This window comes from Salibacterium salarium, assembly GCF_030813635.1.
Taxonomy (GTDB): Bacteria; Bacillota; Bacilli; order Bacillales; family Marinococcaceae; genus Salibacterium; species Salibacterium salarium.
Map to the genome: position 1 here is coordinate 234901 of NZ_JAUSUM010000004.1, position 26009 is coordinate 260909.

Genomic DNA, 26009 nt, shown 5'->3' on the forward strand with positions numbered 1-26009 from the left:
AAGTACAAAGTTGGGATGATGACAGTGATAGATGCGCATATTCATTTGGAAAAATACGATAATGTGGAAGAGCATATCAAAAAATGGCAGGCGGCGGGTGTAGAAAAAGTGGTGGCTGTTTCTAACGACTTAGCTTCTTCCTATCGAACGCTTGAATTAAAAGAACGGTATCCAGCGTTTGTTTTGGCAGGTTGTGGTTTTCATCCAGAAATGCCCCTTCCTGCTTCATCGGATTTTCAGGAGTGGCTGCGTTTAGTAAAAATCGAGCGAGAAAATATTACATGTATTGGCGAAATTGGATTGCCACACTATGAACTCACCGACCTGCCATTTTCGCTGCAGGCTTATCAAGAGTTTCTAATAGAATGCTTTCAGGTAGCTGAAAAACACCATCTGCCAGTTGCGCTTCATGCCGTTCACGATAAAGCAAAAATAGTATATGATATGCTGCAGATGCATGCGCCGACTATATCGGCTCACTTTCATTGGCTGAAGGCTCCGCCTAATGTTGTGCGAAATATTACAGCATCGGGGTATTTTATTTCGGTTACGCCTGAAGTGTGTTATCGGGGGCGGGATCAGCAATTGGCAGAAATCGTCCCTGACCATCAATTGTTGTTAGAAACGGATGGTCCCTGGTCTTTTCAAGGTCCATTTGTAGGAGAAAAAACGACACCCTTATTAATAGATAGAGTGATTGATTTTCTTGCTCCCAAAAAGGATGAACGACCAGAGACGTTAAAACAAAAGTTAAACGACAATCTAGCGAGAATGTATGGAGGTTAAGATTACTAAAAGAGCTGGTTCATGTAAAGACTGCAAACTTGATAAGAGTATAACAAAGAAAGGAAAAGGAGTACGAAACTCATTATAGAATGATAAGGTTTATTTTTGTTCTTTGCATATCGATAAAAGAGAGAAAGCCAAATGATGAACATAACAAGGGGAGTCCCAATAAAAATCCATGGATAGCCTAGTTGGAATGGTGGAGTTGGGAACATGGTTGATAAAAATAAGTTAAATACAGTACATGTACCTGCAAGATGTATACTAACAAAATACCAGTTTTTTATACGGGTAGTATGATCAACTTCAGCTGATGATGACTCTATTCGAAGAACAGACCATGCATAACTACTGACCCACATCATACTTAAAATGGAAAGAAAAACGAATACGGAAGCATTTAGGTCTCCGACGAATCCTGAGCCAAATATGAAAAAAAAGGAAAAAATAGAAAGCGCAATGAGGATAATGAAATATCCTGCATGGACCAATGTATTTTTCATCACCACTTCTCCTATCGTTTATTCCTGATGTTAAAGTTATCTGTGTGGTTAAATTTTACAACCATATCCTATCATAACGAAGCCTTTTGTGAAAACATTAGTTACGCATTTGACTGGTTCATCTTCCGAACAAGGGTTAATGTAAATCATCAACCGTTTGTTACGGTGTAAGACACAAAAAGAGCGCCATGTTACGTTCATGGCACCCTTTTTGTTTTCAATTTTCTACTACAAAAGGTCGCGATCCCTTTGGATGTCAAAAAGATAATTTATTGGTTGGTCCACACATCATTTGCAATTTTAACAACGTGACGAAGCTTGTCCCACTGCTCGTCTTCGGTTAAAATGTTACCTTCTTCTGTAGAAGCAAATCCACATTGCGGACTGAGGTTAAGTTGATCAAGGTTTACGTATTTGGAAGCTTCTTCGATTCGTTTTTTCACATCTTCTGCGTTTTCCAGCTCCCCAAATTTAGAAGTGATAAGTCCAAGAACAATTTGAAGATCGGAACGGGTAACGTAACGAAGTGGTTCAAACCCGCCGGCCCGATCAGTATCATATTCTAGGAAGAGCCCGTCGACGTTCAATTTTTGAAAAATAGTTTCGGCTACCGCTTCATATCCACCGGAAGCAATCCAGGTAGAGCGGAAGTTACCGCGGCAAATGTGCATCGTGATTTTCATGTCAGATGGTTTATCTGCAATCGCATCATTTATTGTTTTAGCGTACCAGCTCTTAATTTCTTCTGGATCGACGCCTTTACCAAGCACTTCTTCCGGTTGATCTTCAGAGCAGAAATAAGCCCAAGATGTATCATCTAGCTGTAAATAGCGGCATCCTGCGTCATAAAACGCTTGGATGGCTTTTTTGTATGTACGAGCTAAGTCAGTGAAAAAGGACTCCTGATCGTCATAGGTTCCATCTTCAAACGTTGTACGAAAATGAAGCATACTAGGACTAGGAATGGTCATTTTTGCTGTATGATTTCCAGCTACACTTTTTAGAAATTTAAAGTGATCAATCATAGGGTGATCCGAAAAATCAAGCTTGCCTGTTACTTTGATGGCGCGGGCCTTTGTTTCCACACCTTCGAATTTAATACCAGTGTCTGTTTCATAACCTTCTACTCCGTCTAGTTGTTCGAGAAAATCAAAGTGCCACCATGAACGACGAAATTCGCCATCGGTGACGGCTTCTAATCCAGCCTCTTTTTGTTTTTCTACAATGCGGGTAATTTCTTCATTTTCTATTTCCCGTAACTGGTCCGCATTGATTTCTCCTTTTTCAAATTGAATTCTTGCGTTTTTGATGCCTTCCGAACGCAATAAACTTCCCACATGATCTGCTCGGAAAGGAGCCTGCTTTAACTCTCCACTCATTACTAATTCCTTCTTTCTGTGAAATTTGATTGATTCCCATTATTATAACATGAGTGTTTCTGTATCGATAAATACGAAATCATCATGACGTGGTATAATGGGTAGTAAATATTTGTTAGTTTAACATAAAAAGGGGTGGAAGACGATGGCTGTCATGATCCCTGAATCGATTCAGAATATGGCAACGACAGGCGAAAGAATCCTTTTTCAAACATTAAAAAAGCATTTAGATGATGACTATATCGTATATTATGAACCAAAAATTAAGGAGTTCCGGGCAGACTTTGTCATTATTGGGCCTTATCTTGGGTTGCTTGTGCTCGAAGTGAAAGACTATACAGTGAACAGTCTACACAGCCTTAATCATGATCAGTGGCTGATTCATACTACCTCAGATGGTCTACAGACGGTGAAATCGCCCCTTAAACAGGCGATGGATTATATGTATACGATTCAAAATGTTTTAAAAAAAGACACGAATTTAATAAATCATGACGGAAAATACAAGTTTAAGTTAAAGTTTCCTTGTGGATATGGAACGGTATTCACTCGTCTTTCTCAAGAACAATGCATTACACACAATTTATATGATGTGATTGATCCAATGTTTCTATTGACGAGAGAAGAGATTGATTCCGAGAAAGATAGATTTTCTGAAGAAAATCTTATAGAAAAGTTGTTAAGTATGTTTAAAGTTCCGTTTCGTTTGAAAGAACCGTTAACACATAATGAGATCAATGCTATCCGTTATCATCTATTCCCAGAAGTCAGAGTCGGTGGACACTATAAGCAAACGACGCCTTACCGCGATCAGTTGCTATTGTCCTTGCATGATTTGCAAACGATGGATTTACATCAAGAGAAGTTGGCTAAACAGATTGGTGATAAAAATCGCTTGATTCGTGGTGTAGCTGGAAGTGGGAAAACGTTAATTTTAGCAAGTCGTGTACGTATTATGAAGCAAGAACACCCGGATTGGAGAGTTTTAGTTCTAAGTTATAATATATCACTTTCTCGTTCTATATACTCCATGATTCGTGCCAAAATGGAGATGCCGGTTGATTTATTTGATGCAGCAGAGGAACATCGTGATTCGATGAAAGGAATTACTGTTCGCAATTTTCATGAGTGGTTAAAAAAAGATCTGAGAATATCGGAACAAAGTATCCCAGACTATCTCGAAAAGTTAGAAAAAGGGGAAGCTATTTTACCTACATATGATGCTGTATTAATAGATGAAGGGCAAGATTTTGAACCGGAATGGCTTCGGCTTGTTAGTTTCTTATTAAATCCAGAAACATATTCTATGCTGCTTGTTGAAGATCGGGCACAGACGATTTATCCAAGAAAAAGATCGTATAGGCAGGATACCGGACTCGACTTTCGAGGGCGTTCGAAAGTGTTGCAAATTAATTATCGCAATACTGCCGAAATCATTACGTTTGCCTGGAATTTTTTTCAGAAGCATTCTGGAACAGAAGGGGTGACTACCGGAGAAATAGAAGGCCAAGAGATTATCCCTCCGAGAAGCACACGTCGTAAAGGACCAGAACCAGCCATTGTTCAATCATCAGATTGGAAAGAAGAAATGAAGAAGGTTGTCCAAACGATGAAAAAACTTCATCAACACCATCACGTTCCGTTTGAAGAAATGGTTATTCTTTATCGCGCTAATTCGTACAAAAGAATTGTTTCTTCTATTGCATTTGAATTAAACGAAGCAGACATTCCTTTTCAGTGGATAACAGAAAATGCGGAAAGCAAACGCTCGTATGAAAAAGAAGATGGAAAAGCGAAAATTTCAACTATCGATAGCAGTAAAGGTCTTGATTTTCAAGCTGTGTTTATCGTGAATATAGACAACATGCCATTTGCACTCGAAGAAGATAAAACGCGTGAAGCAGCTTTGCTTTATATTGGTATGACCCGTGCTATTGAATATTTAATGATTTCTTATTCTGATGAATCCGAATATACGAAGTATTTTGATGAAGTCGTAGAACAGCGTCAGAGAATTCAGTCACAGTCGAAGCTGTAGTTTAGAAGTTAATTCGCCGATTAATTTAGATTTTCGCCGGTATTTCTTATTTTTCGCCGATTCACATCAAAATTCCGCCGATATATCAAACGAAAGCGCTAATTTAATATTAAAAACCGCCATTTGTTGCACTTACATGTAAATGCTGCCCTCTTTTTAACAGGAGGGCAGCGTTAGCTTTATTTATTTCAAGGCTTGTACTACTTTTTCAGCAGTGCTTTTACTGGATTGTGGATTTTGACCGGTAACGAGATTGCCGTCAGTGATAGAGAAATCACTCCAGCTATCACCGTGTTCAATGTTAGCACCTTTTTCCCGAAGTTTAGATTCAAGCATAAACGGCATATGTTGATCTAGCTGCATTTCAATTTCTTCTTTATCGGTAAAGGTCGAAATCGTTTTTCCTTCCACGATAGGTGTACCATTGGCGTACGTTGCGTTAACTAAGCCGGCTGGTCCGTGACAAACTGCACTAATGACTTTACTGTTTTCCGCAAAATGCTCGAGAACATGTTGTAATGTACTATTATCAGGGAAGTCAAACATTGTACCATGTCCGCCAGGTAAGAAGATGGCATCAAAGCCTTCTGTATCATCTTTCTTTAGAGCAACGGTATGCTTCAATTCTTCTTCTGCTTCTTTCCATTCTGGATGATCTTCCACGCTGTTAGGATCGAGTGGAACTTCACCACCTTCAATACTTGTTACTTTTACATCAAAGCCATTTTCTTTAAATACATTGTATGGTACTGCGAATTCTTCAAGCCAAAGCCCGGTTTTGTGATCTTCTGAAATAGTAGTATGATTTGTTACGACCATGAGAACTTTTTTAGCCATTATGAATACCTCCTTTAATGAGTTACTGCTCTATCATAATATGATAATCAACTTCCTGTAAAAAATACTGCTCAACGGTGTACGGTGAACAAGTCCGGAAATGGTACAAGTGAAATAAATATCCGAAGTAAGTTTTGAAAAGAGAGGATGGTAATGATGAATGTATGGATTATAGTGGTTGTTTTACTTTTACTTATACCAACAATATTTGGCATATTAGCAAAAATAATAAAATTAATGGAGGACAAGAAAAACGAACAGGATGTCTTGAAGTTTATCAAGAATAATCCAGAAAAAGCATCCATCTTTGCAATCTATAATGATTACCCTTTGTTGGAATATCAAGCAGACAAAAAAATGCCTTTAGCAAGCACCTTGAAAATAATTATAGCTATTGAATTTGCAAGACAAGCAGATATAAAAGCAATAGACATTAAAGAGTTAGTACCTTTGAATGAATTGGATAAGTACTTTATCAAAAACTCTGATGGTGGAGCACATTTGAATTGGGTTGAGTCCTTAAGAAATAACAACCAAATCAATCAAGGTCAGGTTTCACTCTTTCAAGTGGCAAAAGGTATGATTGAATTCAGTTCAAATGCAAATATGGAATTTCTAATAAATAAATTAGGACTAGAAAAAATAAATCAAGTTCTTAAAATATTAACCTTGGAACGGCATGATCCGTTATTTCCAATATCATCTGCTAACCTTATTTGTACGTATATTCAATTAAAAAATGGTATGACATTTAAGGAAGCGTTAAAGGAAATAAAAGGGATGACCTACGAAAAATATGCAAATAAAGCTATCGAGATCAACCAGATATTAAAAGATGACAAAGAAATGGCTTTAATTAATCAGCTAAATACAAAAGATATATATAATAATCGCTTTCAAGTTATTGCATCTCAAAAACAACCAACATCTACTACGAAGGAATATGCAAACCTTATGCAGGCGATTAGAAAAAGAAAGTTTTTAACAAGCAATGCACAAGATATTTTACAAGAAATTATGAACATTATTCCCAATGAAGGTTCTAGCTTAATTGATTTAGGTTTAAAAGGTGGATCATCAATATCTATTCTAACAACAGCATTTTACTCAAAAGATGAAGACGGGAACACGATGGATATGGCAATTTTTATTCACGATCCTTCCCGTATGGATCTTCTATGGATTCAAAATAAGTTTAATTTATTTATTGGGAAATTTGCAACGGACAAACGTTTTCGAGAAGAAGTAGTCAGAACGCTTGATGTTGAATAGAGAAGCCTTCATCCGTAAGAAAAAGGGGCTAAAAACTTATAGAAAGGTAAATGAACCGATGAAAATAGTCGTTTTATCGGATACTCATATTCGATACAAAAAACATGAGCTTCCGGAAAGAGTCATACAAGAATTACAATCAGCAGACCATATTATTCATGCTGGAGATTGGCAGATACCAGCTGTTTATCATACGTTGCAACAATATGGGGATGTGACAGGTGTATATGGAAATGTGGATGGAGAAGAGATAATGCGTCTTGTTCCAGAAAAAAGGGTGATTGAAAAGAATGGATGGAAAATTGGGATTGTACATGGACATGGAGACAAAAAAACAACGGAAAAGCGGGCACAAGAAGCTTTTGATGAACATCTTGATATTATTGTTTTCGGCCATTCACATATTCCACTCATCCGGTACGCCGGGAAAACGATGTTGTTTAATCCCGGTTCTCTTTTGTATAAGCGGAAACTTCCATATTGTTCCTTCGGGATTATAACATTAGAAGAAAAACCTCATGTCGAACATGTTTTTTTATAAAGAAAAAAGCTGACCGATAAGTGTTTGTCATCACTTCAGGTCAGCTTTTCCTTTGATGTTTGTAACGTCCAAGTGCTCTGGATTTCTTCCCGTTGTGGGAATCCCTGTACGTCGGAATTAGACCTGCCGACGTCATTCAAGGAGGGGTTATAATTTGTCCTCTATTAAATTCTCATCAATGAAATCGAGTAATGCGTCTTCTCCTTCCAATTCCAACTCTATATCTTCTTCTTCGTTAAGTCTTTGTAATTGAACACACGCTAGAGCTTCATAGTGATACACTTCTAACAAATTATTTTCAAGTTCATTCATACTCTCGGTGTCAAAATTACCATCGTGAATGTCATCAATTTCTGATTCCAACGGCTCAATGGTATCAATAGCTTTTTCGTAAGCTTTAATCATTTGCTGTCGGGCATAATCCATTTCATTTGTTTCTAATTCCACTCGTTTTAAGTCCATTAACATGTCAGGAACATTATTCATAAACCTTTTATAATGATAACCAACCGTAACTTCTTGTTGGACAGATGTTAAAACGCTACTAACGTAACCGCGATAATCTTGCTTTGTATCGGAGATGAGAAGTGGTTGAAATTTCTCTAAATCGCTGTTTATTTCATCGTTAGAGGATTCAACCTCTAATCCAACGTCTGCCCATACTTCTTCGTATTCATAAGGCTCGTATTCTTCTTCTTCCTCTTCTTCTGTATCTTGTTCTTCTTCGGAAGAAGCATCTGCTAAATTAGATCCATTATCTTCTGACTCTGATTCTTCTGATTCTTCTTCATTTTCTTCTTCTTGTGTTTCAGAATCTGTTTTAGCGTCGTCGGCTGCTTCTGTATTCTCATCGTCGGAGCTGCAGGCCGCCATTAGTGCGATGATAAATGTTAAAGTAAGTAGTAATGCAGTTTTTTTCATAGAAACCTCCCACTATATTGATGATTTTTTAAAATTTGATATTATAAGGATTAAATTTCCACACGACAATAAGAATACTTAAAAAAATAAAGAGATAAAAGAGAATGAGTAAAAAATAGGTAAAAAGATTTTTATTTTTAGGTCTTAATTACTACATTAACTAGAAAATACATTATTCCTTTCATTTAATATGCTTCCTTTTAGATAAATAAAATTTACTATTATATATAAAGGGAAAGGAGATGAAGAGAAGCGTGCAGAAATGGTAGAATAAAAATAAAGTCATAAAGGAGAGTCATGATGGCCATAAGAGTAGGAATGATGGGTACCGGGAATTTCAGTAAAAAACATGCCGATATTCTAACAGAAATGCGAGATGTGCAAGTAGCTGCTTTTTACGGGACAAGCAAAGAGAAAGCTGATAACATGGCGAAACAATTTGACAATGCGAAAGGGTATGAAGATTTAACCGAGATGTTAGACAATGAGCATCTGGATGCAGCATATATTTGTGTGCCGCCTATGTCACATGGGGCGATTGAAAAAGAATTAATCGATAGAGATATTCCGTTTTTTATAGAAAAACCGCTGAGCAATGAGGCAGATATGCCCGCAGAATTTGCTGAGCAGATTGAAGAAAAATCTCTAATTACTTCGGTTGGCTACCATTTTCGCTATAAACAGAATACGCAAACCATGAAAAACTTTTTGGAAGAGCTTGAAGTAGGGATGGTTACTGGTCGATGGATGAGCGGATTGCCTCAAACGACATGGTGGAAAGACCAAGATAAGTCAGGCGGGCAATTTAATGAACAAACGATTCACATTGTTGATTTACTCCGTTACACGGTTGGTGAAATAAAAGAAGTCCATGCTGTGTTTGCGAACACTCTGCTTCACAAGAAGGAAGAAGATTTTACGATAGCGGATGTCGGAACAGTTACGCTCACACTAGAAAATGGTGTGATTGCAAGCATAACGAATACGTGTGTATTACCTCCTCATGTTCACGATATAGGGATTACATTTTACACAGACGATGGTATCCTCAGTTGGCAGCCAGATCGTGTAGAACATGACAGCGGCACGATATTAGAAGAATATAATGATAGAGATGATCCATATGAAAAAGAAAATGAGAACTTTATTCATGCGGTAAAAACGGGTGATACTTCTGAAATTTTATCTGATTACAGCGATGCTCTGAAAACGCAAAAAGTCACAGCTGCAGCGCTTGAATCAGCGAAAACAGGACGTGCTGTGAAACTATAATGCTTCTTGTTCATCATCGCTGCACCATTTGCGGCAAATAATAAATATTTAAAGAGGTTGGGACAAAAGAAAAATATGCGGTAGTAAACACGAATGTCTTGCGCTGGTCAAGAGCTGCATATTAGCGGAGCCAAAATGCTTCGACTCCTGCGGGAAAAGCACGAAGGAACTTCTACTAAAACCGCACACGTCCTGTGTGCAACGTAGAAGCCACCGCATCCTGCGGAAGTGAGACCCCGCAGGCAGGGGTTTTCTGCCGAGGGCCCGTCAGATCGGCGTTGGCACAGGACGTGCCGCTTTTAGCCGATCTTTCTCTTTTCGAGCCGTGCCCGCGGCAAAGGAGACACGGTGATCCGCAGGGAGCCGATGTCGCTCTTGTGCTCTGGAGTGAAAGCGAAGTATTTTGGCGCAGCGATTTTTCTATCTTATAAAGGTTTAGTCCCAGCCCCTTTTCTTAAGACAAAAAAGGAGAACCCTCGTGGGACAAAAACGAGCCATTTATTCGTAGCGGGTCTTGGAGGGAGGCTCTACTTGAACACGAATAATAAAGTCATTTAAATGATAAAATAGTTGTTTAAAAACTTCCCTTCTATTCAAGAAGCGGGCCATATTGTAGCATAAGAATGGCAAGATAATTTACTATCTTGAAAGGAAGGGTTTTTGATGTCAATAAAATATGCTCATACAAATATAGTTGCAAATGACTGGCGCAAATTATCTGATTTTTATATTAAGGTTTTTAACTGTAAGCCTGTATTGCCTGAAAGAGATCTCTCAGGCAAATGGCTAGATAGGCTTACTAATATAGATAATGTTAATATTAAAGGCATCCATTTAACTTTACCTGGGTTTGATGAAGGGCCGACTTTAGAGATTTTTCAATATTATCCTGAAAATCTTGATAATCAGCAATCAAATATTAGTTCTAAAGGTTTCGGACATATTGCATTTGTAGTGGATAACGTTGAAGAGGTTTTGAATAAGGTAATTGAACATGGTGGACAAAAATATGGAAGTTTAGAAGAAAGAGAGTATGAGTCTGTGGGAATATTAACAGTAGTCTATGCAGAGGATCCCGAAGGAAATATTATAGAGATTCAGAACTGGAAATAACATAAAATTACTTTCGGAAAATCAGGAAAAAAGTTAGACCATAGTTATGCAATCGGGCGCTATTGTGGAAAAAGACTTAACTTTTAACGCGTTTAGTCAGCGCCCTCTAGTATTAACATTCTCATTTTTTTGCTATTATAATGAACCTTTTAGAATTTGTCATAATTCCTTTTTCCGTTTTATTCTTTTCAATAAACCCATTTAATATTTCAAAATCCTTCTTATCTTGACCAAAATTTGGAATTGTCGGTGTGTGTTTAAGTAAAAATAGAAGGTCCTCAGGTCTCTGATAGTAATCAACAGCATTATATTCGTAGGATTTAACCTCAGAAAATCCCGCGTTCCTAAGTTCACGAATATATTGTTCTTTTAACGTCCCATCACTCTGATTAAAAGCTTGCCCTCGACCAAAAGCTTCTTTTACATTTAATTTATCTGCTTCACTTACTTGTTGGGTAAAAAAGTGCCCCTCATATTTTAACACCTTAAAAACTTCTTTTGAAGAAAAAGGGGCATGTCGACTTGAAATCACATCGAAAAAACCACTAGGAAATTGTATGTTTTCAGAAGACATTTGAAAAAAATTCACATTTGAAACATTTGATTTTTTTAGATTTGATTGGGCTGTTTCAATCATTTCACTAGATAAATCAATTCCAATTAAAAGTAGTAACGAAGAGGAAATCTTTAATACACTTTCTCCCCCACCAGTGCCAAGATCCAAAAGTATATCTTTGTGATCACACTTTTTAATTACTTCTTTGTAGAAATCCCATGTAACTCCTTCAGAAATATACTTCAATGTACTAAAATCCCAACCGTTTATTTTTCCTACTTTATCATAAAAACTCTCATACTCTTGTTGATTCACGTTGTTTACCACCTTTCATACATAAACCCAAGTTACTACGGAGAATTCATTTAAAAAGTATTCATAAAAAGGGAACACTTGCCCCTTGTAGGACGGTACGCAATTTTTCAGCCCGAAAACCTTCGAACAATACGGTTAATCATTCCATACCCCCGATTTGAAAGATTATGATGAGTATATCTGGTGAAGAACAAATTGTAAAATTAAAACAATAGAATGTTTCACGATTGTATATGTTTCATCGCTAGCCCTCAGCAGGAGCGAAGACTCCTCGAGAGCAGACCTACGGAAACCATTCACCTGCTGCAGCGCAGGCCATTGAGCCCCACCGAAAATAAAAAAGGAGAATTTTGGGTGAACTTCTCAAGATGCGTTATTTATTGTCATACATCACAACGTGTGACAATGCACAAGGCAAGAGACTGTGATGAAAACGCATACATAACGGGTTTTATCGGTGTTACAATGAAATTGTGGAAAGGGGGGAATCCATGCAGCTTGATCAGCGGAGCAATGATTTATTAAACGAAATCATTAAAAAACCCGGTTTGAAAAGTAAGGACTTAGAAAGCAAATATGTATTGAACCGACGTCAATTGAAATACAGTTTTGACAAAATTAATGACTGGTTGAAGACGAAAAACTTACCAAAAATAGAACGGACGAAGCAAGGGTTGTTTATAGTAGATCCGATTGTGTCATCTGCATTGTTGGACGAACAGCAGGAGTACAGCGATGACAATATTCTCTCAGAAAGGGAAAGAGAGGATCTTCTAATATTTCTTTTGTTAAGTAAGCAGGAAGAGTTCTCTCTTATACATTTCACAAGTACTCTGGATGTCAGTAAAAATACAGTTTTAAGTGATCTTAGAAAAGTACAGGAACGTCTGACTGCTTATCAATTGAAAATTACGTATACGAGACGAGAGGGGTATGAGTTGAGTGGTAAGGAGTTTTCTGTTCGAAAACTTCTGATTAACACTGTCCATCGGATAATGGAACGGGCAAATGGGGTGTGGCGGATACTTGAAATGGGTGAACTGGATAAGTCAGATATACAAACATTTCACGATAAAATCCAAAACATTGAACAAACATTACAGTTAAAGTTTACTGATGAAAAAATAGAAACGATGCCGTATGTTCTATCCCTTTTGTTGCGGCGGATGAAGCAAAGTCGTTTTATCGATCCGTTTTATATTCATTACGAAGAATTAATGGATACAAAAGAATGGAAAGCGACGGAAGAAATATTAGAAAATCAGCCGGATGTACCAATGGAGGAGCGTCTCTTTATCACACTTCATTTGCTGACGGCGAACGTGTATTGGGCAGAAGACTTAACCGAAGAAGCGATACCTGAACTATTAAACACGCTACAAGAAGTCCTTCACCAATTCGAAAAAAGGTCTTGTATCTACTTGCACAATAAAGAGCAGCTGCTTCATCGGTTATTGCTACATGTGAAACCCGCTTACTACCGGGTGAAGTATAAATTAACGGAGATGAACGAATGGCATCATACAGTAAGTGAAGAATTTCAAGAACTTCACCACTTAGTCAAACAATCAACAGGACCTTTAAGGGAATTGATAGGTGAAGTGATTCCTGATAGTGAAACAGCCTATTTAACAATGCTCATAGGAGGTTGGCTTACTAAACAGGGAGATAGTATTCATCATAAAACAAAAGCATTAGTCGTTTGTCCACACGGTGTTTCGGTATCTCGTTTATTACTGGGAGAGTTGAAAGAACTTTTCCCTGAACTAGTCTTTCTTGATGCCTTATCGGTACGAGATTTCAGAAAATATGATTTAGAGTACGATGTAGTGTTTTCACCGGTATTCGTCCACACCGAAGCAAAGTTGTTTATAGTAAGTAAAATATTGAATCCATCAGAAAAGCAACGATTAAGACAGCAGGTGATGTCAGAGTTACACGGTTATACCCCGGAACATTTGAGTGTGGATTATATTTTGGAGATTATTCAAAAGCACGTGGATATTTCTCAATCGGAAGCGTTGGCACAAGAGTTAGATAGGTACTTACACAAAGACGTAAGACCAATAGCTCCAGATCCATCCATTGATCGAAAACCACATTTATATGAAATTGTGACACAAGACCGTATGACGCTACTATCTGAAGCGAAGAGTTGGGAAAAAGCCCTTCGCAAAGCATCTGAGCCTCTGTTGTTAGATGATAGTATTACAGAAAATTATGTGAATGAAATGCTTACTCAAACGGATCCTTATATTGTGTTAGGCAATAACGTAGCTATACCTCATGCGAATCCAGAGAAAGGTGTAAAAAACCTTGGTATTAGTTTCTTAAGGTTAAAAGAAAGTATAGATTTTGACACCAATCATGAAGTGCAGTTTATCTTTATCATTGCAGCTCTTGATAAGCATCACCATTTACAAGCACTACGGCAAATTATGAAACTATCACAACATCCTGAAGATATAAAAGCAATCGAACAGGCCTCGACAAAACAAGACATTCAAACTGTGCTTCAACAGTACGCGTACAATGAACCTACATGAAAAAGGAGTGATACTAGTGAGTGACTTGTACCTCGATGAAACATTGATACTAGATGATTTGGATGACACTACAAATGAAAGCGTGCTGCGTACATTAGCAACCAATCTTTATAAAAGAAAGTTTGTAAAAGAATCTTATATACAGGCTATTATAGATCGTGAAGAACAATATGCCACGGGTTTGCCAACGAAAGGCACTTCCGTTGCCATTCCACACACAGACAAAGAACATGTAATACAAAAATCGCTCAGTATAGGAATATTAAAAGAACCCGTTGATTTTGGAATAATGGGAGAAGAAAAAGAAACGACTTCGGTTGATATTGTTTTTATGCTTGCGATGGATGACGAACATTCGCAATTGGCCATGTTGCAGCGCCTTATGAAAATCTTTCAAGACGAAGAACAATTACTATTTTTAAAGAACACTAAAGATAAGAAAAAAATGGTGAGTGTTTTGAAAGACGCATTAGCATTATCTTATCAAGGAGGTGAAACAACATGAAAAAGCGTGTACTTGTAGCTTGCGGGACAGGGATTGCTACATCGACTGTTGTAAATGAAGCAGTTGAATCAATGTGTGAAGATAATAACGTCGAGGCGGAAGTTATCCAATGCAAGATTTCAGATATTCCAGCTTATGAAGATTCTGCTCATCTATTGATAACAACGACAGTGACAAAAAAAGACTACCCTTTTCCGGTTATCAATGCCCGTTCATTTTTAACAGGGATAGGTACAGAAGAAACAAAAGCAGAGATATTAGAAGCTTTGAAACAGTAGCATTAAAGATAAAAAAATCCTCCCGAATCTTGACTAGATTACGGGAGAACAACACATCCAATTTCATTATATAGTTTTTATGAATTGAATACAAACAGAAAAAGCTTGTTTTTGATAGAAGATGAAATGTAAGGAGGAGAGGTTATGCAAAGTGTTATAGATGGGTTTCAAGCGTTTTTAGATGTAGGACCAACTGTTATTTTGCCAATTGCTATTTTCATATTAGGATTGGCTTTCAGACAAAAAGTAGGTAAAGCTTTTCGTTCTGGTTTAACAATTGGTGTCGCATTCGTTGGTATTTTTCTTGTCGTAGATTTGCTTGTGGAAAACTTAGGACCTGCTGCTCAAGCAATGGTAGAGAGATTAGGAGTGGAACTAAACGTTATTGATATTGGTTGGCCGGCAGCCTCTACTATTTCTTGGGGCACTCCTGTAGCTGCGTTTATTATTCCTTTAGGTTTATTAGTCAACGTGCTTATGCTTATGACAAAAACGACGAAAACGATGAACGTGGATATTTGGAACTTTTGGCATTTTTCTTTCATGGGCGGTATTGTTTATGCGATGACTGGCAGTATTATTCAAGGATTGATTGCCGCGATTCTATTTGAGATAGCCTGTTTGAAAATTGCTGATTGGACAGCACCTATGTTAGAGCGGGAATTTGATTTACCCGGAGTGTCAGTGGCAACTGGAAGTACCGTTTCCTATGCACCGATAGGAATTCCGTTAGTATGGCTGGTACAGCGGATTCCGGGAGTGAAAAATTGGAATGCAGATCCTGACACGATTCAAAAACGTTTTGGAGTTTTCGGAGAATCGATATTCATCGGATTAGTACTAGGTGTTGCGTTAGGTATATTGGCAGGTTACCCCGTCGGAGAAGTGGTGAACATCGGTATATCGATGTCAGCGGTTATGGTTCTTATGCCGAGAATGGTGAAAATATTGATGGAAGGTTTAATGCCAATTTCTCAGTCTGCCAGAGAATTACTTCAAAAACGATTTGGAGCAAAGGACATATATATTGGACTGGATGCAGCGGTTGCAATCGGACACCCAGCTGTGATTGCCACAGCACTTATTTTAGTACCAATAACAATTGTACTTGCTATTATACTACCTGGTAACAGTGTGCTTCCTTTTGGCGATTTAGCAACTATTCCATTTGTCGTCGCATTTATAGTGGGAGCGGCTCGTGGTAACATTGTTCACTCTGTACTGGTTGGTACGGTTATGATTGCTTTATCTCTTTATATGGCTACAGATATTGCACAACTTCATACACAAATGGCACAGGATGCTCAGTTTGAAATGCCGGAGGATACGAATTTAATTTCAAGTATTGATCAAGGTGGAAACATGATTAACTACGTCATTTATAAATTTTTTGGACTATTCAATTAATAGTGGATTGGTGAAAGGAGGAAACTGAATGAAGGCACTTGTCAAAGAAACAGAAGGGTATGGTCATTTAAATGTCCGAGAGGTTTTTGAACCTTCTCCGGACGCTGACCAAGTCAAAATCAAAGTAAAATACGCTGGTGTTTGCGGCTCCGATATTCATGCATACGAAGGCCACTATAAGGTGAAGACCCCTGTTATATTAGGACACGAATTTTCAGGGGAAGTAGTTGAAGTAGGCGAAAATGTAACGCACTGCAAAATAGGCGACCGAGTTACATCCGAGACGACGTTTTTTATCTGTGGTGTCTGTAAGTACTGTAAATCTGGAGATTATAATTTATGTAACCACCGTATAGGACTAGGATCAAAACAAGATGGTGGCTACACGAATTATTTAATTGCAAAAAAAGAAAGTGTTCATGTTCTTCCTCGTCATGTTGATTTTAAAGCTGCTTCTCTGGCAGAACCACTTGCTTGTGCTTTTCACGCGGTAGAAAAAGCGGAAATAAAAAAGGGAGACGTTGTCGTTATACTAGGTCCAGGTCCTATTGGTTTATTAACGGCACAAACGGTAAAGTCAAAAGGAGCTACTGTTATTATTACGGGATTATCCAATGATACCATTCGATTAGAGAAGGCGAGAGAATTAGGTATAGATAAAGTGATCAATATAGAAGAAAAAGATGTAAAAGATGTTGTCAATTACTACACTGATAGTTATGGTGCGGACGTCGTATTTGAATGCACAGGAGCGGTACCTGCGGCAAACATGGGAATTGATTTGCTAGTGAAAAAAGGTCAATACGTACAAGTAGGCATATTCCCGAAGAGTACGATTGAATTAAATGTAAGTAATATTATTCAAAAGGAGATCCAATTTACAGGCAGCCGCAGTCAAAAATCAAGTGATTGGGAACCAAGTCTGTCATTGATGAATCAAGGAGAGGTTGATGCTAAAGCACTTATTACTCACCAATTTGACATAACACAATGGAACGAAGCTTATGATGCGATAAAAAGCGGGGAAGCAATTAAAGTTTCATTAACTCCTATAGAAGAGTAATGGATTTATCTGAAAGAGGTGAAAAGAATGGTAGAAACAATGGTAGAGATTATGCTGGGTCCTTATTTAACTCCTGTGAGTGACTGGTATATAGAAAATCAGCTGATAATTAATAGTATCGTTGTTTTCGGTGCCATCGTTAGTATATTTAAGCGGAACAATGACAATAAGGATAACAAGAGAACAGGAGAGCACTCCTCATGACGATACAGGCACTTAAGTTATATGGGAGAAAGGATCTTCGCTTTGAAAAGGCAGAAGAAGTAGAAGTCACAGAATCAGATGATGTTGTTATCAAGGTAAAAGCTGCCGGCATTTGTGGTTCAGATTTGTCTCGTTTTGCAAAGCTCGGACCTTATGTAAAAGGAATGACATTAGGACATGAATTTTCAGGGGTTGTTGAAAAAGTCGGAAAAGCAGTAACTCATGTGAATCCGGGAGATAGAGTAGCGGGGTGTCCCGCTTTTCCGTGCAAAAGTTGTCATGAGTGTGAAAAAGGAAATCCTGCTCGTTGTGAAAAACTTACGGTTCTCGGAGCGTTTCAGGCTGGTGCTTTTGCTGATAAAACAAAACTTCCCGCTGCAAACGTTCTTCCGATACCCGATGAAGTAGATGATGATACAGCAGCAATGATAGAGCCTTCCGCTGTTGTAGCGCATGCTTATTACAGAACCTCCATGCAGCCTGGAGATACAGTGGCCGTAATAGGTTGTGGAAACATTGGATTACTAGCAATACAGTGGGCCAAGACGTTTGGTGCTTCCACTGTCTATGCGATAGATATTGATTCAAATAAACTGACAATAGCGGAAAGAGTAGGGGCTGATGTAACGATACAACCAAAAGAAAAACCAGCGTATGAAATCATTCAAGAGTTGGGAGGAGATGGAGTAGATGTAGCGGTTGAATCAGCTGGATCAGTGGCCGCATCTGCCGAGGTACTTGCTCTTCCTAAAAAGGGCGGAGAAGTTGTGTTTATGGGTATTCCGTACAGTGATGTTTCGATTGAACGGTTTTATTTTGAAAAAATAGTAAGAAATGAACTGCGAATTTTAGGAGGTTGGAATGCCGTATCATCCCCTTTTCCAGGAAGAGAATGGCATACCTCCATAGAAGCGATGCGCAGCGGGTGTATTCAAACAAACCCTATTATTACCCACCGTTTGCCATTAGAAGAAGGCCCTGCTGTATTTGATCGTATTCTTAACCAGAATGAATTCTTCAGCAAGGTTTTGCTTTATCCAACGACATCGTGATGAGGACTTTACATGATTCAAATAAAAATCTAACACCTATGTACGGGTCAAATCTCTTATAAAAAGGTCTGACCCGTATCTTTTGTGTTATAATATAAGAATATTTGCGTTGTATATTCAGATTTTTCAAATAATAAAGGTGGAGAGAGAATGAAATATGGCTTTGCTAAACGTGTGAATCATATGAAGTCCTCGGCAGTTCGAGACATTTTAAAAGTAGTAAACCAGGGAAATGTTATTTCCTTTGCCGGCGGGCTGCCCGATGAAAAGTTATTTCCAGTCCAAGAAGTACGGCGTGCGTTTGATAAGGCGCTGTCCGCAGAACCTAAAGTTTTACAATACGGGGAAACCGAGGGGGTTCCCGGACTTCGTGAAAAATTGAGCGAACGAATGGAGGCAAAGGGTATTTCCCGCCACCCAGAAAACATTTTGGTTACTTCTGGTTCGCAGCAGGCAATAGATTTATTTGCCCGTGTCATGTTTAACCCAGGAGACATTATATTAACGGAAAATCCTACTTATTTAGCGGCACTCCAGGTGTTTCAATCGTATGAAGTGAATATCGTTCCCGTAGATTCTGACGAGGAAGGAATGACCCAAGTCGATTTAGAAAAAAAGATTCAACAATTAAAACCCAAATGTATTTATATCGTTCCTACCTATTCGAATCCTGAAGGGAAAATGTGGTCATTAGAACGACGAAAACAGCTGTTAAGGTTGGCTGAGAAGTATCATACGATTGTATTTGAAGATGATCCATATGGGGATATTCAGTTTGACGAATCAGAAAATGTCCCGCCGCTTGCCGCAATGGATGATAATAAATATGTTGTGTATACGAGTACTTTTTCAAAAACGGTAGTACCAGCAATGCGAACAGGGTGGATTACCGGTCCATATCAAATTATCCGCATGATGGCACAAGCAAAACAGGCTACAGATCTCCATACCAATTCATTATCACAGCACGCTCTTATCGCGCTAATGGAGGAATTTGATCTTGATGAGCATATTCGTACGCTGCGCCATGCGTATAAAGAAAGAATGCTAGTTATGAAAGATATTTTTGATAAAGCCGATGATCTTAAAATCCAGTATACTGAACCAAAAGGTGGTATGTTTTTCTGGGTGTCCATGCCCGAAGAAGTAAATACAACCGCTTTGTTGAATGAAGCTGTATCGAATGGTGTGGCGTTTGTCCCTGGTACACCGTTTTATGTGAATCAACCAGCTCAGCACACGATGCGCTTAAATTTCACAAACGCCGAGCCGGATATGATTGAAGAAGGAATGAAACGTCTCATTGACGTCATGAAAAAATAAGAGAGGCTTGGGGCAGTGGATGGTGGTTTGCGCTGGCAGAAACGAAGAGGAGAGAAGCTGCGCGGACATTTAATCCGTTAATTGCCTAAAACCTTGCGATTTGTCAAATGAAACCGCCAATAGAGGAACAGATGTCCGTGCCCCTCCATTGTTCCTTTTTTAATCAAGATAACGGAATAAATATCCGTCCACTATCCAAGGGTGCTTGCGATTTTCTTATCATGAACTAAAACTCAAACGAATCCTGTAGAAACAGCGGAACTAATAGTGACAAAACTTATCAGAATATTACAAAAAGTATTATTGTAAAAATATTGTAGTGATTCTATGATAGATATATGGTCAATAAAATGATCTTTTTTAATATAGAGGAGTGTTTCAGTGATAAAACAATTAGACATGGAGCAAGATATTTATTTATATCACCAAGGGAATCTACGTTACAGTTATCAGCTTTTGGGGTCACATAAAGATACACAACACGGCATTCCTGGTATTCGTTTTGCAGTTTGGGCGCCTAATGCAAAACAAGTCAGTGTTGTCGGCATGTTTAATAATTGGGACGGTAGACAACACCCTATGAAAAAGTGGAACGAAGAAGGAATTTGGTATGCGTTCATTCCTGGACTGGAAACGGGAATGATGTATAAGTATGAAATCTTAACCGCACATGGACATTTAAGTTTAAAATCAGACCCTTATGCCTTTTCTAGTGAACAGAGACCTCATACAGCTTCTATTATATATCCTCTTGATCACTATACGTGGAATGATCAAGAATGGTTGATGCAGCGAAAACAACGAAATATCTACGAATCTCCTATGTCTATTTATGAACTACATTTAGGATCATGGAAAAATATAGAGTCGGAAGTTTTTTATACATATCGTGAATATGCAGACAAAGTGATTCCTTATGTCAAAGAGTTAGGATACACCCATATAGAATTGCTTCCTTTAACAGAACATCCTTATGACCGCTCCTGGGGCTATCAAGCCACTGGATATTATTCGGTAACATCTCGTTATGGCACCCCTGATGATTTTCGTTATTTTGTAGATCAATGCCATCAATCAGGCATTGGAGTGTTATTGGACTGGGTTCCGGGCCACTTTTGCAAAGACGAGCATGGATTGCGGAAATTCGACGGAGAAGCACTCTATGAATATGCTAATCCGAGAAAAGCAGAAAAATCACAATGGGGAACACTCACCTTTGACTTTGCTCGAAATGAGGTGCAAAGCTTTTTAATATCGAATGCGATTTACTGGTTGAAAGAGTACCATTTAGACGGACTAAGAGTCGATGCGGTAGCAAGCATGCTCCATCTGGATTTCGGCAAAGACGACGGGGAATGGGAATTGAATGAGTACGGTGGACGTGAGAATGTAGAAGCCGTTTCATTTATAAAAAAGATGAATGAGGCAATATTTGAAGAAGTTCCGAATACACTAATGATGGCAGAAGAATCCACCTCCTGGCCGTTAGTTAGTGCGCCAACCTATAGTGGCGGGCTTGGCTTCAATTACAAATGGAACATGGGTTGGATGAATGACATGCTTGAGTATATGGAAATGGATCCGATTTATCGTAAACACCACCATCATTTACTGACATTTTCCCTCATGTATGCCTTCTCAGAAAACTTTGTTTTACCGATCTCTCATGATGAAGTTGTCCATGGAAAAAAGTCATTATTAAACAAAATGCCCGGAGACTATTGGCAGAAGTTTGCGAATCTTAGGGTGTTTCTCGCCTATATGTATGCACATCCCGGCAAAAAGTTATTATTTATGGGAGGTGAATTTGGCCAGTTTGATGAATGGAAGGACATGGAAGAACTAGATTGGAAATTACTAGATTACGACTCCCATGCATCCATATTTAACTATATTAAACAACTTCATCAACTTTATAGAGACATGCCAGCCCTATGGGAACTAGATCATAAGGAGGACGGTTTTTTCTGGATTGATCCACATAATAATGAGCAGAGTATTATAGCTTTTGCGCGCAACAGCCGATCATCGAACGATCAATTAGTTGTCGTGTGTAATTTCACCCCAGAAGTGTACCATCATTTTAAAATAGGAGTGCCTGAACAAGGGTTTTATAAAGAGATATTCACGAGTGATGCGGAACACTTTGGTGGTTCAGGACAAACGAATGGTTTGTTGCTTGAAACAGATCCTGTCCCTTCGCATGGGCAGAATCAACAAATTACAATGACGATTCCTCCACTCGGTGTGAGCTTCTTAAAGAGAACATCAGTTACTAAGGAGGCAGAGCATGAAAAATAAGGAATGTGTGGCAATGCTTTTAGCAGGTGGGCAAGGAACAAGGTTAAAATCCTTAACGAGACAAATTGCTAAGCCGGCTGTTTATTTTGGCGGAAAATACCGAATCATTGATTTTCCATTAAGTAATTGCACGAACTCGGGTATTGATACCGTCGGGGTATTAACACAATTTGAACCGCTTGTTTTAAATGATTATATTGGAATCGGATCTTCTTGGGATTTAGATAGAGAGTATGGTGGTGTATCAGTTCTTCCTCCATATGTGCAGTATGAAGGCGGAGGTTGGTATTCTGGAACAGCTAATGCGATTTACCAAAATATAAAATTTTTAAATCAATTCGAGCCTGAACATGTGCTCATTCTTTCAGGAGATCATATTTATAAAATGGATTACGGTGCTATATTTGATTATCATAAAGGATCTGGAGCGGATGCGACCATATCTGTCATTGAAGTGCCATGGCAAGAGGCTGACCGTTTTGGCATTATGAATACGGATGGAAACGGACGTATTACGGAATTCGACGAAAAACCAAAGGAGCCCAAAAGTAATTTAGCTTCTATGGGAGTGTACGTTTTCAAATGGGACGTTCTAAAAAAATATTTAATAGAAGATGCCCGGAATGAAAATTCGTCCCATGATTTTGGAAAAGACATTATTCCAGCTCTTCTTTATGATTATAAAAAGCTAATGGCTTATACGTTTGAAGGATATTGGAAAGATGTCGGAACGATAGAGAGTCTATGGGAAGCTAACATGGATTTATTAGAAAAAGATCCGGCATTAAACTTAAACGATTATTCATGGCAAATATTATCTAAAAATCCGAATCAACCCCCTCAATATATAGCCCCTGGAGCGACCGTCCAAAATGCACAGATTAACGAAGGCTGCCGCATATACGGTACGGTCAACCGGTCGGTTATTTTTTATGGAGTACATGTGAAACAAGGATGTTACATCAAGGATTCTGTCATCATGCCTAATGTGCAGATGGGTAAGAATGTCGCCATTCACCGCGCTATCGTGACAGAGGGAAGTGTTATTGAAGATGGTGCTGTAATTGGTGACCCTTCGCCAAGTGCTGAAATCACACTTGTTACCCATGAAAGTTGCGCTCTTGCAGCTAATTATGCAGCCAATAGCTAAGAGGAGGAGAGGCATGGATCGAATAGCTGGAATTATTAATTTGGATCATGAACATGATGTTTTAGAGGAACTAACATACTTTCGGTGCGGGGCTGCGGTCCCGTTCGCCGGACGATACCGGATGATTGATTTTATCTTATCAAACATGACGAATTCACGAATTGTATCGGTTGCTTTATTCACACGCCGGAAATATCGATCGCTTATGGATCATCTCGAACAAGGGAAAGCGTGGGATTTGGATCGGACCCGCGGAGGATTGTTTATTTTGCCGCCTGATTGGAATGATCCAACGGATATATCCCGAGGAGACTTGCAGCATTTCCACAATAACCTTGACTTTGTTCATCGTGCCCTTGCTGATTATATCTTAGTAACGGGCTCTCAAAATATTTGTAACATTGATTTTCAGGAGGTGCTCGCAGAACATAAAGAAGCAAAAGCAGATGTAACGGTTGTGTATAAAAAAGTGGATAAACTATATCCAGAACATCAATTGTCACATAAATTGACAATTGATGATCAACAAAGAGTGTCCGCCATTCATAATGAACGTAGTGAAAAAAACGTTTATATGGACATATTTCTTGTAAAAAAAGAACTCATTTGTGACATGATTGAAGATTGCATCGCCCATGGAAACGCACATTTTTTCTTAGACGCGATTAAGGCTAAGCATTCATCCCTTCACATTCATGCTTATGAATATAAAGGGATGCACGCGCTTGTGAATTCGATTGAAAGTTATTATCGAAACAGTGCGAAATTATTGGATGCTGATGTACATGACCAGTTATTCAAGCAGGACGCCCCTATTTTAACAAAAGTGAAAAATGAGGCCCCCTCCAAGTACCTTCCGGATTCTCATGTTTCCAACACATTAGTAGCTAATGGCTGCATCATCGATGGGCATGTCGAAAACAGTATTTTGTTCCGCGGAGTAAGAATAGGAGAGGGAGCTGTCATCAAGGATTCTATTATTATGCAAAGATGTGATATTGCAAGGAACACACATCTAGAGAACGTGATTTTAGATAAGGATTGCAGGATCTCGGAAGGACAGACATTAGTAGGAGCAACTCAAAAACCATATGTAGTTCCAAAGCGAAAAATAATCTAACAGCTAAAAGAAGGGACTGTCTGACATGATTCTGACAGTCCTTTTACAAATTCGTATACTTATAGGGAGTGATAGATATGAATGTGTTAATGATTGGAGCAGAATGTACTCCTTTTTTTAAAACAGGAGGGCTCGCTGATGTATTAGGTTCACTGCCCAGCGAACTACGTAGTCAAGGAGCAGATGTGCGGATTGTGCTGCCTAAGTATGCGAATATGGATGGGTCCTGGAAATCACAATTGACGCAAATAAAGGAGCTTAACGTTCAATTGGGATGGCGTAACCAATATGCAGGAATTGAATATATAGAGTATGAGGGTATTCCTGTTTATTTCATTGACAATGAATACTATTTTAAACGCTCGAATCTTTATGGATATGAGGATGAAGCGGAACGATTTGTGTTTTTTAATCGGGCTGTTATGGAGATGATAAAAGAATTGGATTGGAAGCCGGAGATCCTTCATTGTCATGATTGGCAGTCAGGTTTAATTCCTGTCTTCTTACATACCCATTACAAAAATGTAGAGAAGTTCCAAGGTATAAAAACCGTCTTTACCATTCATAATTTAATGTATCAAGGAACGTTTCCTCAGTCGGTTTTACATGACTTGATGGATTTAGATGAGGGTATGATGACAGAAGAAGGTTTGGAATTCTTTGGTGGTATTAATTTCATGAAGGGTGCGCTGAATTATGCGGATTTTATCACAACGGTGAGTGAAACGTATGCTAATGAAATTCAAACTCCGTATTATGGAGAAAACTTAGACGGAGTATTAAGAAAACATTCCGAGAGATTTACAGGTATAGTGAACGGAATAAATGATAAAGATTATAATCCCATGAAGGACGACACACTTACTTTTCCATATCGGAGTTCTTTAAAAAAGAAACAACAAAATAAAATGTGGCTTCAGGAGCAATTAGGATTACCGGTTCAAAAAGGCATTCCCATGATTGGCATTGTTTCGAGACTGGTAGAACAAAAAGGGTTTGATCTTATTGGACGTGTCATTGATGAATTGCTGTATCACGAAGATGTACAAATCGTACTCCTTGGTACAGGAGAATATCAATATGAACAGATGCTGCAATGGGTCCAGGAGAGACATCCGAAAAAGATGTCAGCCAATATAACCTTCTCTGAACCGCTTTCACGCCAAGTCTATGCAGCAAGTGACTTCTTTTTAATGCCATCACGTTTTGAACCGTGTGGTATAGGACAATTGATTGCGCTTAGATATCTTGCGGTGCCGATTGTCCGGGAAACCGGAGGATTAAAGGACACGGTTATTCCTTTTTCTGAGAAAACGGGTGAAGGTAATGGTTTTACTTTTGCTAATTACAATGCTCACGACATGTTGTTTACGATTAGAAGGGCTCTTCATATCTATCATGATGCAAATCACTGGAAGAAACTAATGAAAAATACTGTGAAAAGTCAGTTCTCATGGAGACACTCCGCTAATCAGTATATGGATTACTATCAATCCATGGTGGAATAGCGGAGGGTAATGGGAGGAA

The 26009-nt window shown here is 38.6% G+C and carries 22 protein-coding genes; 18 read left to right on the forward strand and 4 right to left on the reverse strand.

Annotation, left to right across the window (positions count from 1 at the left end; translation table 11 throughout):
• Positions 1-18: 18 nt before the first annotated feature.
• Entirely contained in the window at positions 19-786 is a 768-nt protein-coding gene (locus J2S78_RS15300) for a TatD family hydrolase (protein ID WP_370871582.1), read from the forward strand.
• A 772-nt stretch (positions 787-1558) separates the two neighbouring features.
• Here the strand turns inward: J2S78_RS15300 and J2S78_RS15305 are convergent.
• Positions 1559-2668, reverse strand: coding sequence for a 5-methyltetrahydropteroyltriglutamate--homocysteine S-methyltransferase (locus J2S78_RS15305; protein ID WP_306899957.1), 1110 nt, complete (start codon positions 2666-2668; stop codon positions 1559-1561).
• A 145-nt stretch (positions 2669-2813) separates the two neighbouring features.
• Between J2S78_RS15305 and J2S78_RS15310 the strand changes: the two genes are divergently transcribed.
• Positions 2814-4706, forward strand: coding sequence for a 3'-5' exonuclease (locus J2S78_RS15310; RefSeq protein ID WP_306899958.1), 1893 nt, complete (start codon positions 2814-2816; stop codon positions 4704-4706).
• A gap of 183 nt (positions 4707-4889) precedes the next feature.
• Here J2S78_RS15310 and J2S78_RS15315 read toward each other — a convergent pair whose 3' ends face one another.
• Complete coding sequence (locus J2S78_RS15315; RefSeq protein ID WP_306899960.1) at positions 4890-5543, reverse strand: type 1 glutamine amidotransferase domain-containing protein; 654 nt, start codon at positions 5541-5543, stop codon at positions 4890-4892.
• Positions 5544-5696: 153 nt separating this feature from the next.
• Between J2S78_RS15315 and J2S78_RS15320 the strand changes: the two genes are divergently transcribed.
• Both J2S78_RS15320 and J2S78_RS15325 read left to right on the forward strand, forming a co-directional pair.
• Positions 5697-6815 carry a serine hydrolase gene (locus J2S78_RS15320; RefSeq protein WP_306899961.1) on the forward strand — a complete coding sequence of 373 codons (1119 nt, stop codon included), beginning with the start codon at positions 5697-5699 and terminating at the stop codon, positions 6813-6815.
• 58 nt (positions 6816-6873) lie between these two features.
• Positions 6874-7356 carry a metallophosphoesterase family protein gene (locus J2S78_RS15325; RefSeq protein ID WP_306899963.1) on the forward strand — a complete coding sequence of 161 codons (483 nt, stop codon included), beginning with the start codon at positions 6874-6876 and terminating at the stop codon, positions 7354-7356.
• 147 nt (positions 7357-7503) lie between these two features.
• Here J2S78_RS15325 and J2S78_RS15330 read toward each other — a convergent pair whose 3' ends face one another.
• Positions 7504-8277 carry a hypothetical protein gene (locus J2S78_RS15330; protein ID WP_306899965.1) on the reverse strand — a complete coding sequence of 258 codons (774 nt, stop codon included), beginning with the start codon at positions 8275-8277 and terminating at the stop codon, positions 7504-7506.
• Between the two features lie 300 nt (positions 8278-8577).
• On the opposite strand from J2S78_RS15330, the gene J2S78_RS15335 reads away from it, so the two are divergent.
• A complete protein-coding gene (locus J2S78_RS15335) occupies positions 8578-9549 on the forward strand; it encodes a Gfo/Idh/MocA family protein (RefSeq protein ID WP_306899968.1) in 972 nt (323 codons plus the stop codon).
• A gap of 663 nt (positions 9550-10212) precedes the next feature.
• A complete protein-coding gene (locus J2S78_RS15340; RefSeq protein ID WP_306899970.1) occupies positions 10213-10662 on the forward strand; it encodes a VOC family protein in 450 nt (149 codons plus the stop codon).
• A gap of 121 nt (positions 10663-10783) precedes the next feature.
• On the opposite strand, the gene J2S78_RS15345 is transcribed toward J2S78_RS15340, so the two are convergent.
• Positions 10784-11533 carry a class I SAM-dependent methyltransferase gene (locus J2S78_RS15345; RefSeq protein WP_306899971.1) on the reverse strand — a complete coding sequence of 250 codons (750 nt, stop codon included), beginning with the start codon at positions 11531-11533 and terminating at the stop codon, positions 10784-10786.
• Positions 11534-12024: 491 nt separating this feature from the next.
• Between J2S78_RS15345 and J2S78_RS15350 the strand changes: the two genes are divergently transcribed.
• The 12 genes from J2S78_RS15350 to glgA all read left to right on the forward strand — a co-directional run bounded on the left by J2S78_RS15350 (position 12025) and on the right by glgA (position 25990).
• On the forward strand, positions 12025-14079 hold the full coding sequence (locus tag J2S78_RS15350; protein WP_306899974.1) for a BglG family transcription antiterminator: 2055 nt from the start codon (positions 12025-12027) through the stop codon (positions 14077-14079).
• Positions 14080-14095: 16 nt separating this feature from the next.
• Positions 14096-14584 carry a PTS sugar transporter subunit IIA gene (locus J2S78_RS15355; protein WP_306899975.1) on the forward strand — a complete coding sequence of 163 codons (489 nt, stop codon included), beginning with the start codon at positions 14096-14098 and terminating at the stop codon, positions 14582-14584.
• Positions 14581-14862, forward strand: a complete 282-nt coding sequence (locus J2S78_RS15360; protein WP_306899976.1) for a PTS sugar transporter subunit IIB — start codon at positions 14581-14583, stop codon at positions 14860-14862. Before J2S78_RS15355 ends, J2S78_RS15360 begins: the two co-directional genes overlap by 4 nt.
• A gap of 144 nt (positions 14863-15006) precedes the next feature.
• Positions 15007-16269, forward strand: a complete 1263-nt coding sequence (locus tag J2S78_RS15365; RefSeq protein ID WP_306899978.1) for a PTS galactitol transporter subunit IIC — start codon at positions 15007-15009, stop codon at positions 16267-16269.
• Between the two features lie 28 nt (positions 16270-16297).
• Positions 16298-17332, forward strand: a complete 1035-nt coding sequence (locus tag J2S78_RS15370) for a zinc-binding dehydrogenase (protein ID WP_306899980.1) — start codon at positions 16298-16300, stop codon at positions 17330-17332.
• 27 nt (positions 17333-17359) lie between these two features.
• Positions 17360-17536, forward strand: coding sequence for a hypothetical protein (locus tag J2S78_RS15375; RefSeq protein ID WP_306899983.1), 177 nt, complete (start codon positions 17360-17362; stop codon positions 17534-17536).
• Between the two features lie 2 nt (positions 17537-17538).
• Positions 17539-18588 carry a galactitol-1-phosphate 5-dehydrogenase gene (locus J2S78_RS15380; RefSeq protein ID WP_306900280.1) on the forward strand — a complete coding sequence of 350 codons (1050 nt, stop codon included), beginning with the start codon at positions 17539-17541 and terminating at the stop codon, positions 18586-18588.
• A 150-nt stretch (positions 18589-18738) separates the two neighbouring features.
• Entirely contained in the window at positions 18739-19911 is a 1173-nt protein-coding gene (locus tag J2S78_RS15385) for an aminotransferase-like domain-containing protein (RefSeq protein ID WP_306899985.1), read from the forward strand.
• Between the two features lie 399 nt (positions 19912-20310).
• A complete protein-coding gene (gene glgB, locus J2S78_RS15390; RefSeq protein ID WP_306900281.1) occupies positions 20311-22212 on the forward strand; it encodes a 1,4-alpha-glucan branching protein GlgB in 1902 nt (633 codons plus the stop codon).
• Positions 22202-23362 carry a glucose-1-phosphate adenylyltransferase gene (locus tag J2S78_RS15395; RefSeq protein ID WP_306899986.1) on the forward strand — a complete coding sequence of 387 codons (1161 nt, stop codon included), beginning with the start codon at positions 22202-22204 and terminating at the stop codon, positions 23360-23362. The genes glgB and J2S78_RS15395 overlap by 11 nt, the downstream gene beginning before the upstream one ends.
• A gap of 13 nt (positions 23363-23375) precedes the next feature.
• Entirely contained in the window at positions 23376-24482 is a 1107-nt protein-coding gene (glgD, locus tag J2S78_RS15400) for a glucose-1-phosphate adenylyltransferase subunit GlgD (RefSeq protein ID WP_306899989.1), read from the forward strand.
• A 77-nt stretch (positions 24483-24559) separates the two neighbouring features.
• Positions 24560-25990, forward strand: coding sequence for a glycogen synthase GlgA (gene glgA / locus J2S78_RS15405; protein WP_306899991.1), 1431 nt, complete (start codon positions 24560-24562; stop codon positions 25988-25990).
• The last annotated feature ends 19 nt before the right edge of the window (positions 25991-26009 follow it).